This window comes from Serratia sp. JSRIV004, from assembly GCF_019968705.1.
GTDB lineage: Bacteria > Pseudomonadota > Gammaproteobacteria > Enterobacterales > Enterobacteriaceae > Chania > Chania fonticola_B.
In genome coordinates this window covers 476612-491117 of the sequence record NZ_CP074140.1, presented here as the reverse complement: position 1 = coordinate 491117, position 14506 = coordinate 476612, and the positions used below count along the sequence as shown (strand labels likewise).

Genomic DNA, 14506 nt, shown 5'->3' with positions numbered 1-14506 from the left:
TAGTAAAAATCAGGAGGGTTGCCGGAATAAACGGATTCTTCTGCATTATCCGATTAATGGCGCTAATCGGTATCAGCTGGCACTGCGGGAAATCGCGCCGCCTAGGTGTTGAACGTCTTCACCAAAACCACGGAAGGTATTACAGCCGCTGAGAGACATCAGCAACAACAGAGAGACCACGGCCAACAGCGTTTTCTTCATCATGCGGTTCTGCCAACGTGTGACGGGAAGGGATAACACAGAGGAACCACGGGGTTCCTCTGTGTTGAAACTTATTTAACGCGGGAGACGTATTCGCCAGAGCGGGTGTCAACCTTGATCACTTCGCCAATCTGCACGAACAATGGCACTTTAACTACGGCGCCGGTGCTCAGGGTAGCTGGCTTGCCGCCGGTCCCTGCGGTATCGCCTTTCAGGCCTGGATCGGTATCAGTGATTTCTGCTTCGATAAAGTTCGGTGGCAGCACAGCGATAGGACGGCCATCCCACAGGGTGACGATACATTCCGCGTTGTCCTGCAGCCATTTCGCCACGTCAGAAACGGTTTTCTCTTCAACCTGATGCTGTTCAAAAGTCTCAGGGTGCATGAAGTGGTAGAACTCACCGTCGTTGTACAGGTAGTTCATGTTGGTATCTACCACGTCCGCGCCTTCGCAGGAGTCGGTAGACTTAAAGGTTTTCTCAACGCGGGTGCCGGTCAGCAGGCGACGCATTTTTACACGCGCAAAAGCCTGGCCTTTACCTGGTTTGACGAACTCGCTGGATTCGACAGCGTAAGGTTCGCCTTCGAACATGATTTTAAGACCCGGACGGAAATCGTTGCTAGAATAAGTCGCCATGATGGCCCTCTGAAAATTTAAACTGGTAGCTTAGCCAAAAAAATGGCACACATTATAACCCAAAACACGGCGCATAGAGAAGATTGGTTGCATCAACTCGCCGATGTTATTACCGACCCAGATGAATTACTGCAGCTTCTGTCACTAAATACGCACCCGGAACTGCCACAGGGGCGCGATGCACGCCGCCTGTTTGCGCTACGCGTGCCGCGAGCCTTTGCCGCGCGTATGCAACCCGGTGATGCCAATGACCCGCTGCTGCGCCAGGTACTCACCGCCAGCGCAGAATTCATCGATGCCCCAGGCTTCACGACCGATCCGCTGGATGAACAGCGCAGCGTGGTGCCGGGGTTGCTGCACAAGTATCGCAACCGTGCCCTGCTGTTGGTAAAAGGCGGCTGTGCGGTTAACTGCCGCTACTGTTTCCGCCGTCATTTCCCCTATCAGGAGAACCAGGGCAACAAGGCAAACTGGCTTCAAGCGTTGGAGTATATCCGTCAACACCCGGAACTGGATGAAATTATTTTCTCCGGGGGCGATCCGCTGATGGCCAAAGACCATGAGCTGGATTGGCTGATCGGGGAACTGGAGGCCATCCCACACCTCAAACGCCTGCGTATTCATACTCGCTTGCCGGTGGTGATCCCTGCCCGCATCACCGCCACGCTGTGCCAACGCTTCTCGGCATCGCGCCTGCAGGTGCTGATGGTCACCCATATCAATCATGCCAACGAGATTGACCCACCGCTGCGCGCCAGTATGGCACAGTTGCGTAGCGCCGGAGTGACGCTGCTGAACCAGAGCGTGCTGCTACGGGGGATCAATGATAACGCGGATACGTTGGCAACGCTGAGTAACGCCCTGTTTGATGCGGGTATCCTGCCCTACTACCTCCACGTGTTGGATAAAGTGCAGGGCGCGGCCCACTTTATGGTCAGCGACGACGAGGCTCGTGCGATCGTGAAAAGTTTGCTAAGCAAGGTTTCCGGCTATCTGGTACCCCGTCTGACCCGTGAAGTCGGCGGCGAACCCAGCAAAACACCGTTGGATCTACGCCTGACGCAAAGCTAAGTGGCCTACATGAATGCAAAAAGAGGAATGCCTAGGCATTCCTCTTTTGTTTTATACGGGTGCTTATGCCAGCGTTATGGGCACTTATACACCTGGCCGATCATTTTGCTGTCCAGCGGTGCAAAACTTGAAAGCAGGTTCTGGCTTGGGCTGGTCGCACCGTAAATCACGTTGCCGCCCATTGCTGCTGCCTTGTTGCGCAGATCGTTAGCCGCGCCGCGCATAGAGCTGCCCTCACCACCACTCCCCGACAGCCAGTTGCTCTGAGTGCCGGTGACTTCGCCTACCAACTGGCATTCTGCTGCGGGCTTGGTGTCGGTAAATTTGACCTGTTGACCTGCGGCGGTCAGTTCATTGGTGCTGCTGCACCCTGCCAGCAGCAGCGCTGCCGATAGACCCAGTAAGGCTTTAATCCGCATCTTGTTCCCCATATGATGTTGAGAATTACGCAAAAGCTTATCAGAAAGCGTTGCCATCTCTTAAGCATCCGTTGCCACCGGCCACAGGTGCCTGGTCAACGTCTTGAGCGACAGCTGATGAACTATCAGTTTACACGCTTAATAGATACGGTCTGCAAAAATATCATCAAATTCAGCACTGACGCATCGTTAGCCGCTGACGTTGAAAAAAACGGGCACGATATTCAGCCCCACACAGAAGAAAGGAATAAAAAAACCCGGCCGAAGCCGGGTTTTGTGGTTAGCTCACAGAGGTGAGGGGAATTACATCATTCCGCCCATACCACCCATGCCGCCCATACCACCAGCGCCACCCATGTCTAACTTGTCTTCTTTCGGCAAGTCAGTGACCATGCACTCGGTGGTGATCATCAGGCCAGCTACAGAGGCCGCGTACTGCAGAGCAGAACGGGTCACTTTAGTTGGATCCAGGATACCCATCGCGATCATGTCGCCGTATTCTTCGGTGTAAGCGTTGTAGCCGAAGCTGCCTTCGCCTGCTTTCACCTTGTTGGCAATCACAGAAGCTTCTTCACCGGCGTTGATCACGATCTGACGCAGTGGAGATTCCATAGCACGCAGGGCAACTTTGATACCCACGTTCTGGTCTTCGTTATCGCCTTTCAGGCCAGCAATTTTGTCTGCTACACGGATCAGCGCTACGCCACCGCCAGCAACCACGCCTTCTTCTACCGCAGCACGGGTAGCGTGCAGGGCATCTTCAACGCGGGCTTTCTTCTCTTTCATTTCAACTTCAGTTGCGGCGCCAACTTTGATAACGGCAACGCCGCCAGCCAGTTTAGCAACACGCTCTTGCAGTTTTTCACGATCGTAGTCAGAGGTCGCTTCTTCGATCTGCTGACGGATCTGGGAGACGCGACCCTGAATGGTGGTTTCGTCGCCCACGCCATCGATGATGATGGTGGTGTCTTTGTTGATTACGATGCGTTTTGCCTGACCCAGATCTTCCAGGGTAGCTTTTTCCAGCTCCAGACCGATCTCTTCAGAGATCACGGTACCGGCAGTCAGGGTAGCGATGTCTTGCAGCATGGCTTTACGACGGTCGCCGAAGCCAGGTGCTTTAACCGCAGCCACTTTCACGATGCCACGCATGGTGTTAACCACCAGGGTAGCCAACGCTTCGCCTTCAACATCTTCAGCAATGATCAGCAGTGGTTTGCCCGCTTTCGCAACGGCTTCCAGCACTGGCAGCATTTCACGGATGTTGGAGATTTTCTTGTCAGCCAGCAGGATGAACGGGCTTTCCAGCTCGATAGAACCGGTTTCTGGCTTGTTGATGAAGTACGGAGACAGGTAGCCGCGATCGAACTGCATACCTTCAACCACGTCCAGCTCGTCTTGCAGGCCGGTGCCTTCTTCAACGGTGATCACGCCTTCTTTGCCCACTTTCTCCATCGCTTCTGCAATCAGTTTACCCACAGTTTCGTCGGAGTTTGCAGAGATGGTGCCTACCTGAGCGATAGCTTTAGAGTCAGAGCAAGGTACAGACAGTTTTTTAAGCTCTTCAACTGCAGCGATAACCGCTTTGTCGATACCGCGCTTCAGGTCCATCGGGTTCATGCCGGCAGCCACAGCTTTCAGGCCTTCGGTGATGATGGATTGAGCCAGTACGGTTGCAGTGGTGGTACCGTCGCCCGCAGCGTCGTTCGCTTTAGAGGCAACTTCTTTCACCATTTGTGCACCCATGTTCTCGAACTTGTCTTCCAGTTCGATTTCACGAGCAACAGATACGCCATCTTTGGTGATGGTAGGAGCGCCGAAGGATTTATCCAGCACTACGTTGCGGCCTTTCGGGCCCAGAGTCACTTTTACTGCATCAGCGAGAACATTCACACCGCGGAGCATCTTCACGCGAGCGTCATTGCCGAATTTTACGTCTTTAGCTGCCATTGGTATTTCCCTTCAACTCGTTCAGTTCAGAAGATTTATAAAGCGTTATTACGCTTCAACAATTGCCAGAATGTCGCTTTCGGACATGATCAACACTTCTTCATTGTCGATCTTCTCTGCTTTCACGCCGTAACCGTCGTTGAAAATCACGATGTCGCCTACTTTCACATCCAGCGGCTGGATGTTGCCGCTTTCCAGAACACGTCCTTTACCAACGGCTACCACTTCACCACGAGTAGATTTACCCGCTGCAGAGCCAGTCAGAACGATGCCGCCAGCAGATTTTGATTCAACTTCTTTGCGCTTGACGATAACGCGGTCATGCAATGGACGAATACTCATTGAACGCTCTCCTGTAAGAAGGTTTCTATCAGATTTAGGGTTGTGCGCCAGATTATTGATACCGGCTCCGTGGGATTTGAAATGGGGGCGTTCCATCCCCCTTCAAGGGGCAGCAGCAAAAAAATTTTCGATTTGATGGCCTGCGGTGAACGCCATTAGCAAAAACGCGGCCAATCTCCCCCCTCACCCCGACCCTCTCCCACTATACGGACCGGATAACACATGGGCACTTGTTTAGGGAGAGGGGGTAGTCCAGAGTCGCGGTCAGGTAGCGGGGGCAAATGTGGCACGTTCGGTCCCCTCTCCCTTTGGGAGAGGGTTAGGGTGAGGGGAAATATCAGCGATCGTCACGCTTGTCGCGATCGTCGGGTTGATGATCCAAGGTGTAGCGGTCGTCTTGCTTGCGCTGGAATTCTCCGTCGAAGGTGTTGCCATTAGCGGCACCTCCGCCTTGACCCCAACCGCTTGGGCGATAAATGTTCAGATGCGGCATCAACTTCAGCGTCAACGATTTCTGCACCGGCGGCAACAGCAGCAACAGGCCAAGGAAATCGGTGAAGAAGCCCGGTATCACCAACAGGAAGCCCGCCAGCACCAGTGAAACGCTTTTCACCATCTCCGCTGCCGGGCTTTCGCCCGCCGCCAGCTTCTGTTGCATCTGCACAAAGGTCTTCATGCCCTGATTACGCACCAGGGAAACGCCGACGCAGGAGGTAAACACCACCAGCAGCAGCGTCATTGCCACGCCGAACACGGCGGCAACTTTGATAAACAAGGATATCTCTATGTAAGCCAGTAGAAATATCAGCAGTAACGGTAACCAGCGCACCTGGTTCTCTCCTCTAGGTAGAGTCGGCGTACCCGCCCGATGGCGCATACGTGATAAATGGGGCCGCCAATCGGCCAACCTTCATACAATGGGGGCTTCCCGCCGCCATTTCAACCGGGCGATCTTTTTTATTCTCTTTGCCGCAAACGTGAAGCCCTTCACAGAAACCAAAAGCTGTCATTTGCTGAAGCACCATATAGTGATCTACGTTCATTCATTTATTACCAACCAGCATATGATCTGGGTAGCGACAATAGCTGCGGTCAATACTTCCGCAGTAGACCCGCTCGGCAACATTATTTTGTTATCCTGCACATAATTATATTCGGCAGCAACATAGAGAAGGTTCTCATGTCAAACAACATTCGTATCGAAGAAGACCTATTAGGAACACGTGAAGTCCCTGCAGAAGCCTACTACGGTGTTCATACTCTGCGTGCGATTGAAAACTTCTATATCAGCAACAGTAAAATCAGCGACGTTCCTGAGTTTGTGCGCGGCATGGTGATGGTAAAAAAAGCCGCCGCCATGGCAAACAAAGAGCTGCAAACCATCCCACGTAAAATTGCCGACGTCATCATCCAGGCATGTGATGAAGTACTGGATAAAGGCAAATGCATGGATCAATTCCCGGTGGATGTGTTCCAGGGCGGTGCTGGCACCTCGCTGAACATGAACACCAACGAAGTACTGGCCAACATCGGCCTGGAGCTGATGGGTCACCAGAAGGGTGAATACCAATACCTGAACCCTAACGATCACCTCAACAAGTGTCAGTCTACCAACGACGCTTACCCAACCGGGTTCCGCATCGCGGTTTACGCCTCCAACCAGAAACTGATCGATGCTATCAACCAACTGCGTGAAGGGTTTGACCGTAAGGCCAAAGAGTTCGAAACCATCCTGAAAATGGGCCGTACCCAGTTGCAGGACGCGGTGCCAATGACCCTGGGCCAGGAATTCCACGCCTTCAGCGTGTTGCTGAATGAAGAAACCCGTAACCTGCACCGTACCGCAGAGTTGCTGCTGGAAGTGAACCTGGGCGCGACGGCGATCGGTACCGCGCTGAACACCCCGGAAGGTTACCAACATCTGGCGGTTAAGAAACTGGCGGAAGTCAGTGGCCTGCCGGTGGTCCCTGCCGAAGACCTGATCGAGGCCACTTCCGACTGTGGCGCCTACGTGATGGTGCACAGTGCGCACAAGCGCCTGGCGGTCAAACTGTCCAAGATCTGTAACGACCTGCGTCTGCTGTCTTCCGGCCCACGCGCTGGCCTGAACGAAATCAATCTGCCTGAACTGCAGGCCGGTTCTTCCATCATGCCAGCCAAAGTGAACCCGGTGATCCCAGAAGTGGTTAACCAGGTTTGCTTTAAGGTGATCGGCAACGACACTTGCGTTACCATGGCCGCCGAAGCAGGCCAGCTGCAGTTGAACGTGATGGAACCGGTGATTGGCCAGGCGATGTTTGAATCCATTCACATCCTGACCAATGCCTGCTATAACCTGCTGGAAAAATGCATTAACGGTATTACCGCCAACAAAGAAGTGTGCGAGTACTATGTATTTAACTCTATCGGTATCGTCACCTATCTGAACCCGTTCATTGGCCATCACAACGGTGACATTGTCGGCAAGATCTGTGCTGAAACCGGCAAGAGCGTACGTGAAGTCGTGCTGGAACGCGGTTTACTGACCGAAGCTGAGCTGGATGATATCTTCTCCGTAGAGAACCTGATGCACCCGGCATATAAGGCGAAACGCTATACAGATGAAAATGAACAATAATAGACTCATCCGGTAGCCTGAAAGGCACGCTAATCCTCTGGATAGCGTGCCTTTTTTCTTTCCGAAAACACAAATTTGTAACGTTTGGTTTTCATAAAAATCCATTTTAAGGGGTAAACACTATGCTAGTAGTAGAATTGGTGATCGTTCTACTGGCCATCTTTTTGGGGGCCAGGCTGGGCGGTATCGGAATAGGCTTTGCAGGCGGTCTTGGGGTGTTGGTGCTGGCGATGATTGGCGTTAAGCCAGGCAGCATTCCCTTCGACGTTATTTCAATCATTATGGCGGTTATCGCCGCTATCGCCGCCATGCAGGTCGCTGGCGGGATGGACTATCTGGTGCAGCAAACCGAAAAACTGCTGCGCAAGAACCCAAAATACATCACCATTCTGGCCCCAATCGTCACCTATTTCCTGACCATCTTCGCCGGTACCGGTAATATCTCCCTCTCGGCCCTGCCGGTGATTGCAGAAGTGGCCAAAGAACAAGGCATCAAACCTTGCCGCCCACTGTCTACTGCCGTGGTTTCCGCGCAGATTGCCATTACCGCCTCGCCTATCTCGGCAGCGGTGGTATACATGTCTTCCGTTATGGAAGGCCACGGCGTGAGTTACCTACACTTGCTGATGGTGGTGATCCCTTCCACCTTCCTGGCCGTGATACTGATGTCGCTGCTGGTCACTTGGTTGTTTGATTCCAAGCTGTCTGACGATCCTGTGTATCAAAAGCGCTTCGAAGAAGGCCTGGTTGCCCTGCGTGGTGAGAACGTAATCGTGATCAAACCGCGTGCGAAAACCTCCGTGCTGCTGTTCCTGGCTGGCGTACTGAGCGTAGTGGCGTATGCCATCATCAACAGCCCAAGCATGGGTCTGGTGACGACGCCGCTGATGAACACCACCAATGCCATCTTGATCATCATGCTGAGCGTGGCCACCCTGACCACCATCCTGTGTCGCATCGAAACCGACCTGATTTTGAACTCCAGCACCTTTAAGGCCGGGATGAGCGCCTGTATCTGTATCCTGGGCGTAGCCTGGTTGGGTGACACCTTTGTGCAGGCCAACCTTGACTGGATCAAAGAGACTGCGGGTACCGTGATCCAATCCCATCCTTGGTTACTGGCGGTGATCTTCTTCTTCTGTTCGGCGTTGCTGTACTCTCAGGCCGCCACTGCCAAGGCGTTGATGCCGATGGCGCTGGCCTTGAACGTCACCCCGCTGACGGCGATCGCTTCCTTTGCTGCCGTTTCTGGCCTGTTCATTCTGCCAACCTACCCTACCCTGGTGGCGGCGGTACAGATGGACGATACCGGAACGACGCGCATCGGGCGCTTCGTGTTTAACCACCCGTTCCTGATCCCTGGCACCTTGGGCGTGGCGTTTGCCGTCATCTTCGGCTTCCTGATTGGCAGCGTTATTCTGTGATCCTCAAGCGGGGCTTCGGCCCCGCTTTCTCCTCCTCATTCCCCTGCTGCTGATAATCTAACCTTCTAGCCAACCCCGCTTCAGGGTATAGTGCCCTGTTACCAAACCTGGTTGAGAGGGCCAAAGATGTCTGATTGCGAAGCTATCGTCATACTCTGTACCGCACCCGATGAAGCCACAGCGCAAGAGCTGGCGGCACGCGTCCTGGGGGAGAAACTGGCGGCCTGCGCCACGCTGCTGCCTGGGGCAACATCACTGTATTACTGGGAAGGGAAACTGCAACAGGAATACGAAGTGCAGATGCTGTTTAAAAGCGATCGCCAGCATCAACAAGCTCTACTCACCTACCTGAAACAACATCACCCGTACCAGACACCCGAACTGTTGGTGCTGCCGGTGATGGCTGGAGATAAAGATTACCTGTCATGGATCAACGCCTCATTAAACTGATATTGCTGCTTTGCAGCCTGTTCTTCCTGCCCACTGCGGCTCAGGCTTCACTGTTCGGCCAAAACGCGGGCAACCAGTTCGTCCCCGTCGATCAGGCATTTGCCTTTGATTTTAAACAACAGGGCCCCCAGCTGACGCTAAGCTGGCAAATCCGCCCTGGTTACTACCTGTACCGCCAGCAAATCAAGCTGGTGCCACAGCAGGCAACGCTAGGCCAGTTCGAGCTGCCTGCCGGGCTGCAGCATAAAGATGAATTCTTTGGTGAAGTAGCGATATTCAAGGAGCCATTGGCCCTGAGCATTCCCCTGTTGCAGGCGGGTGACAATGCCAGCCTGAGCGTCACCTACCAAGGGTGTGCTGAGGCCGGTTTCTGCTATCCACCGGAAACCCGCGTGATCCCGCTGAGCGCAGTGGCACTTGCCGCAGAGCCCGCAGCACCGGTAGCCGTAACACCAGCAGAAACAGCACCGGCCAATCTGCCCTTCTCCCCCCTGTGGGCCTTGCTGATTGGTATCGGTATTGCGTTTACCCCTTGCGTGTTGCCGATGTATCCGCTGATTTCCGGCATTATCCTGGGCCGTGAGCGGCCACACAGCAGCGGGCGCATTCTGGTGCTGGCCGTGGTGTATGTGCAAGGCATGGCGCTGACCTATACCCTGCTCGGCCTGGTGGTTGCCGCCGCCGGGTTGCAGTTCCAGGCCGCGCTGCAACACCCTTACGTGCTGATCGGTCTGTCGGTGCTGTTTGTCGCCTTGGCTCTGTCCATGTTCGGCTGCTACTCTTTGCAGCTCCCCTCGTCACTGCAAACGCGGCTGGCCAACTGGAGCAACACCCAGCAGGGTGGCTCACTGGTGGGCGTGTTTGTGATGGGCGCTCTGGCAGGCCTGATCTGCTCGCCATGCACCACCGCCCCTCTCAGCGCCATCCTGCTGTACATCGCCCAAAGCGGTAACATGTGGGCCGGTGGTGGCACACTCTATCTGTATGCCTTGGGGATGGGTATCCCGCTGGTGATTGTGACGCTGTTCGGCAACCGCCTGCTGCCACGCAGCGGCCCGTGGATGCAGTACGTTAAGGAAGCCTTTGGCTTTGTGATCCTGGCGCTGCCGGTGTTCCTGCTTGAGCGGGTGATCGGCGACGTCTGGGGGTTGCGCCTGTGGAGCCTGCTCGGGCTGGCATTCTTCGGCTGGGCATTCGTCCTGAGCCTGAAATCATCCCGTGGCTGGACGCGAGCCGTCCAAGTGCTGTTGTTGGCGGCGCTGGTGATTTCGGCGCGTCCATTGCAAGACTGGGCATTCGGTAACACCTCCTCTGAGCAGGCGGCCCAGCCACATCTGAATTTCACCCGTATCAATAACGTTGAGCAGCTTAATCAGGCGCTGCAACAGGCGCAGGGCAAGCCGGTGATGCTGGACCTGTACGCGGACTGGTGTGTCGCCTGTAAAGAGTTTGAGAAGTACACCTTCAGCGATCCAGCGGTGCAGACCCAATTGGCCGATACGGTGTTGCTGCAGGCCGACGTAACGGCCAACAATGCCGAGCAGGCAGCGTTGCTCAAGCACTTGCAGGTGCTTGGCCTGCCGACCATTTTGTTTTTTGACCGAGATGGCAAAGAGTTACCCGCAGCCCGCGTGACGGGCTTTATGAACGCAGAAGCCTTCGACGCACATTTGCAGAAAACCACTCGGTAAGCGACACTGAGTTTCAGAACATTTTTTGGAGGGAGCACTAGTGCAACGTGAACAGGTTTTAAATACAGCCCTGGAGCTGTTGGAAAAACAGGGCCTGGCGACCACCACCTTGGAAATGCTGGCAGAAAAACTGGGTGTGCCATACAGCGATTTCAAACCGTTCTGGCCGGACCGTGAGGCACTGCTGTATGACTGCCTGCGCTACCACGGCCAGCAGATTGATACCTGGCGCCGCCAGTTGCAGCTTGATGAGACGCTGAGCCCGCAGCAAAAGCTGCTGGCGCGTTACGACGTGCTGGCAGAACACGTGCAGAATGAACGTTACCCTGGCTGCCTGTTTATTGCCGCCTGTAGCTTCTTCCCAGAGAGCGACCACCCGATCCATCAACTGGCCGAACAGCAGAAGATCACCTCGCTGGACTTCACCCGCGATCTGTTACGTGAGATGGATGCCGACGACGCCGATTCGGTAGCGCAGCAAATGGAGCTGGTACAGGAAGGCTGCCTGAGTAAATTGTTGATAAAACGCCAGTTGCAGGATGTGGCCGTCGCCAAACGGCTGGCCGAAGATATCTTGCATATTGCCCAATGCCGTCAGTTCGGTGCGTTAAGCTAAAGCGTGATATGCAGTGATCTGGTGGCAACAGAGGTAGAATTACGCGGCCTTTGCCTGAAAAGCCAGCAATCGGCGCTGTTTTCACGTTTTTCGTCACAAATCCGTTGACGCCGCACGGCCAATACGGTTTAATGCGCCCCGTTGCCCGGATAGCTCAGTCGGTAGAGCAGGGGATTGAAAATCCCCGTGTCCTTGGTTCGATTCCGAGTCCGGGCACCACTATTTAGAAGAACCCGCCTATGGCGGGTTTTTTGCTTTCCAGCCTGACTCAACGATTGCCTAATACTCTCATCCAACCAGCCCCCACTAGCTTTACTCAGCATCAAGCCCTTGTGCGACTACAATCAAAAGTAAAGTCTGATTCGCTAATATTGCCCCTCTTTCACTATCAGTAGGCCTGTCTATGGCTCCACTGACGCAAAAAATCCGTGCAGCCAAACGTAATACAAGTCCTATAAGCTCGCAGACGACGGCAACATGCTTTTGCTCGTTCATACCAACCGCTTTTCTGAGAAGTGACAGGAATGACATCAGGCGATCCGGGTTACGGGTACCTCATTAAAACAGCATAAAAAAACACCTGATTGTCCCCCGGTCATCAAGGAAGCAACTATTGTTAAGGTACGGGCTGTTTGTCTGCTTAAGGCTCCCACCACAGATGTTAGCGGAAAGACCCCAAAGAAGCCGTACCACCTAAATAATCTTGTCATTTTGCGAGGTGCACATGCTTTATGTTGATATCCCTAGCCGTGAAGAATATACCTATTTAGCCGATATTCATGCGGATGCTTGTATCTCGATTTATCTTGAAACCTCGCCTCTACGTCAGCACTTAGAGGCCAGTAAAATTCAACTTGGTAACTTCATCAAGGAGGCGCTGTTGCAGGTTGCAGACAGTGGCCTGGATAAACGCCGTGTTGCCTTGTTGGAAGAACAGCTTTGTTCCGTGTTGGAAGATGAGTCATTTTGGGACCTGCATGCACGTAGCCTGGCGGTGCTTGCAACACCAGACAGTATCCGAACTTACCGGCTGGCAAATGAGCTATCCAATCGACTTGAGGTGGGCAAACGTTTCTACCTTAAACCACTACTGCGTGCGTTAACCTTCCCACATTCGGCCTACATCCTCGCACTCTCTGAAAACCAGACGCGCCTGATCGAGTTTTTTGCTGACGCTCCCGCAGAAGAGATGACAGTGCCAGAGATGCCCACCTCCATGAAGGATGCTATGGGGGATGCAGCATTGAATGACCACCATCATGGAGCGACACATCATAAAGTGCGACTCGCGCAATATACTCGCAAAATTGACCAAGCGTTACGTCCACTGTTTGCCAGACATGATTCTCCGCTTATCCTTGTCAGTACCGAGCCGCTGGCCTCGATCTACCGTTCAACAAACTCGTTGGCCAACCTGGCAGATGAAACGCTTTTCAAAAATGCAGAGCACCTTGGTACTTCTGAATTGGTAACGTTGGTGCGGCCATTAATGGATAACTATTATCAGGAGCAATTGAACGCGTTAGCCTCGCGCTTTGAAACGCGCTTAGGAGAACGCCGGGTCACTCAGGATCTTTCAGATGCGGCAAGAGCAGCCACGTTCGGCGCCATTGATTTGCTACTGATTAACCTCGACTGCAAGCTGAAAGGCATCATTGATGAGCAAGGATTAATCACTTTCAGTGACAACGATGAGGATGACGCCTACGATTTAATTGATGAGATTGCCAAAAGAGCGATGGCTACCGGAGCAAGAGTTTTAGCCGTACGCAGCGACGATTTACCTTCCGGTGCCGATCTTAACGCCATATTACGTTTCCCACTATAAAAGACTCTGTCTGGTCAAGGAAGGTGCGATCAAATTAGGTCGCACCTTCTTGGATAGCCAGCACCGAGGAGCAAACTTCCGTAAAATCAATTCTCATCAGAGAGAAGTTTTAAACACGCCGCTTTGACTTCATCCATCAGTTGTTTTGCCAGCGGAGTCAGCCCATGTTGTTGTTTGTGGATAATAACATATAGGGCATCAGGCAATCTTTCTTTTATAGGTATCACGGTGATAAGATCTTTTACATAAGAAATATCGAGAACTGCCCTGGGTCCAATAAAAAAGTAATCCTCATTTAACACCATTTGCTCACCAATGCTCAATGAGTCTCCATAAATCACGATATCCTTGCTCGTTTTCCCATTTGGGAAAATAAATTTCTCTAGTTCTTTATAATACCCGGTTCTGGTACTGGGGAAATACCACTTCGCCCCTTGCAATTCGCTTAATGAGCGGCAATGAGAGAGAGGGTGCCCCTTTCTGGCAATAATACAAAATTCCGCATTGATCGGTTGCTCGACAATAAACTCACTCATTGATATTTCAGGTGACGCGATACCAATAAAAAAATCCAATCGCCCTAACCGAAGTGAACTCACCAGTTCACAAAGTTGCCCTTCAATAATGGTAATATTGGATGTTGGGTGTTCCACTTGAAATTTATTGACTAAAGAAGGGAGAACACTTAAAGCTGGCAGGTGCGAGCAACCAAAGACTACGTTGCCCTGAGATTGTTGACTCAATTGATGCAACTCATCTACGGCTCTTTCCAGATCGTTAAGTAGCGTGTTAACTCTGTGTTCAAAAACACGCCCCATTTTGGTTAACACCATGCCCTGTGGCCCTCTGGATAATAAGGTCACCCCCAAAATCCGCTCTAACTCCTGGATGCTTTTGGTCATCGCAGGCTGGGTTTTGAACAAGGCCTGTGAAGCGGTTCTGATGTTTCCATAATAGATAATCGCCTGAAAATCCCTGAGCTGATTGATTTTTGGAAGTTCTTTCATAACTCACCTTATATTGAGACAACTCTGGAATGAATCAACTTAAGCTTAGATGCAGATGCGGAAAATGTAAACGCGAGTTCTTTATTTAAGAGTGTCAGTTCTGATAGCTTAACGACCAAGTGTATAATTTGTGATAATTGAGAAGGAAAATTCAACTGTTATTAAACTCACCTTTTTTTCTCCTGCAAGAGATGTACACAATGAGACAAAACCAACAACTGACCATGGTTCAACGATGCCAGATCGAAGACA

General features: G+C 52.6%; 15 protein-coding genes and 1 tRNA gene. 8 read left to right on the top strand and 8 right to left on the bottom strand.

What is annotated here, in order from left to right; translation table 11 throughout:
- Window positions 1-72 precede the first annotated feature (72 nt).
- Together KGP21_RS02135 and efp are read right to left on the bottom strand one after the other, a co-directional pair.
- A complete protein-coding gene (locus KGP21_RS02135) occupies window positions 73-204 on the bottom strand; it encodes an entericidin A/B family lipoprotein (RefSeq protein ID WP_021807578.1) in 132 nt (43 codons plus the stop codon).
- Window positions 205-272: 68 nt separating this feature from the next.
- Window positions 273-839 (bottom strand): elongation factor P, encoded by a 567-nt coding sequence (gene efp, locus KGP21_RS02130; protein ID WP_024484772.1) that lies wholly within the window; start codon window positions 837-839, stop codon window positions 273-275.
- A 42-nt stretch (window positions 840-881) separates the two neighbouring features.
- On the opposite strand from efp, the gene epmB reads away from it, so the two are divergent.
- Entirely contained in the window at window positions 882-1910 is a 1029-nt protein-coding gene (gene epmB, locus KGP21_RS02125) for an EF-P beta-lysylation protein EpmB (RefSeq protein WP_024530203.1), read from the top strand.
- A 74-nt stretch (window positions 1911-1984) separates the two neighbouring features.
- Here the strand turns inward: epmB and KGP21_RS02120 are convergent, their stop codons facing one another.
- The 4 genes from KGP21_RS02120 to KGP21_RS02105 all read right to left on the bottom strand — a co-directional run bounded on the left by KGP21_RS02120 (window position 1985) and on the right by KGP21_RS02105 (window position 5450).
- Window positions 1985-2329: a DUF4156 domain-containing protein gene (locus KGP21_RS02120; RefSeq protein ID WP_024484770.1), complete on the bottom strand. Its 345-nt coding sequence runs from the start codon at window positions 2327-2329 to the stop codon at window positions 1985-1987.
- A 303-nt stretch (window positions 2330-2632) separates the two neighbouring features.
- Entirely contained in the window at window positions 2633-4279 is a 1647-nt protein-coding gene (gene groL, locus KGP21_RS02115) for a chaperonin GroEL (RefSeq protein WP_021807582.1), read from the bottom strand.
- A gap of 48 nt (window positions 4280-4327) precedes the next feature.
- Window positions 4328-4621, bottom strand: a complete 294-nt coding sequence (locus KGP21_RS02110; protein WP_004952634.1) for a co-chaperone GroES — start codon at window positions 4619-4621, stop codon at window positions 4328-4330.
- A 337-nt stretch (window positions 4622-4958) separates the two neighbouring features.
- Window positions 4959-5450: an FxsA family protein gene (locus KGP21_RS02105; protein WP_223537039.1), complete on the bottom strand. Its 492-nt coding sequence runs from the start codon at window positions 5448-5450 to the stop codon at window positions 4959-4961.
- A 351-nt stretch (window positions 5451-5801) separates the two neighbouring features.
- Here KGP21_RS02105 and aspA point away from each other — a divergent pair, with 351 nt between their 5' ends.
- From aspA to KGP21_RS02075, 6 genes are all read left to right on the top strand, one after another.
- The gene (aspA, locus tag KGP21_RS02100) at window positions 5802-7238 is read left to right on the top strand and encodes an aspartate ammonia-lyase (RefSeq protein ID WP_021807586.1); all 1437 of its coding nucleotides are present in this window, start codon (window positions 5802-5804) and stop codon (window positions 7236-7238) included.
- Between the two features lie 122 nt (window positions 7239-7360).
- A complete protein-coding gene (locus tag KGP21_RS02095) occupies window positions 7361-8662 on the top strand; it encodes an anaerobic C4-dicarboxylate transporter (protein ID WP_024484767.1) in 1302 nt (433 codons plus the stop codon).
- Between the two features lie 126 nt (window positions 8663-8788).
- Window positions 8789-9112: a divalent cation tolerance protein CutA gene (cutA, locus tag KGP21_RS02090; protein WP_021807588.1), complete on the top strand. Its 324-nt coding sequence runs from the start codon at window positions 8789-8791 to the stop codon at window positions 9110-9112.
- Window positions 9088-10803, top strand: coding sequence for a protein-disulfide reductase DsbD (locus tag KGP21_RS02085; RefSeq protein WP_223537035.1), 1716 nt, complete (start codon window positions 9088-9090; stop codon window positions 10801-10803). Before cutA ends, KGP21_RS02085 begins: the two co-directional genes overlap by 25 nt.
- 40 nt (window positions 10804-10843) lie before the next feature.
- The gene (locus tag KGP21_RS02080) at window positions 10844-11419 is read left to right on the top strand and encodes a transcriptional regulator (protein ID WP_021807590.1); all 576 of its coding nucleotides are present in this window, start codon (window positions 10844-10846) and stop codon (window positions 11417-11419) included.
- Between the two features lie 143 nt (window positions 11420-11562).
- A tRNA-Phe gene (locus KGP21_RS02075) sits at window positions 11563-11638 on the top strand.
- A gap of 93 nt (window positions 11639-11731) precedes the next feature.
- Here KGP21_RS02075 and KGP21_RS02070 read toward each other — a convergent pair.
- Window positions 11732-11950 (bottom strand): hypothetical protein, encoded by a 219-nt coding sequence (locus KGP21_RS02070; RefSeq protein ID WP_037376542.1) that lies wholly within the window; start codon window positions 11948-11950, stop codon window positions 11732-11734.
- A gap of 193 nt (window positions 11951-12143) precedes the next feature.
- Between KGP21_RS02070 and KGP21_RS02065 the strand changes: the two genes are divergently transcribed.
- The gene (locus KGP21_RS02065) at window positions 12144-13247 is read left to right on the top strand and encodes a hypothetical protein (RefSeq protein WP_094982821.1); all 1104 of its coding nucleotides are present in this window, start codon (window positions 12144-12146) and stop codon (window positions 13245-13247) included.
- Between the two features lie 86 nt (window positions 13248-13333).
- Here the strand turns inward: KGP21_RS02065 and KGP21_RS02060 are convergent, their stop codons facing one another.
- The gene (locus KGP21_RS02060) at window positions 13334-14254 is read right to left on the bottom strand and encodes a LysR substrate-binding domain-containing protein (RefSeq protein WP_059199504.1); all 921 of its coding nucleotides are present in this window, start codon (window positions 14252-14254) and stop codon (window positions 13334-13336) included.
- Window positions 14255-14506 lie beyond the last annotated feature (252 nt).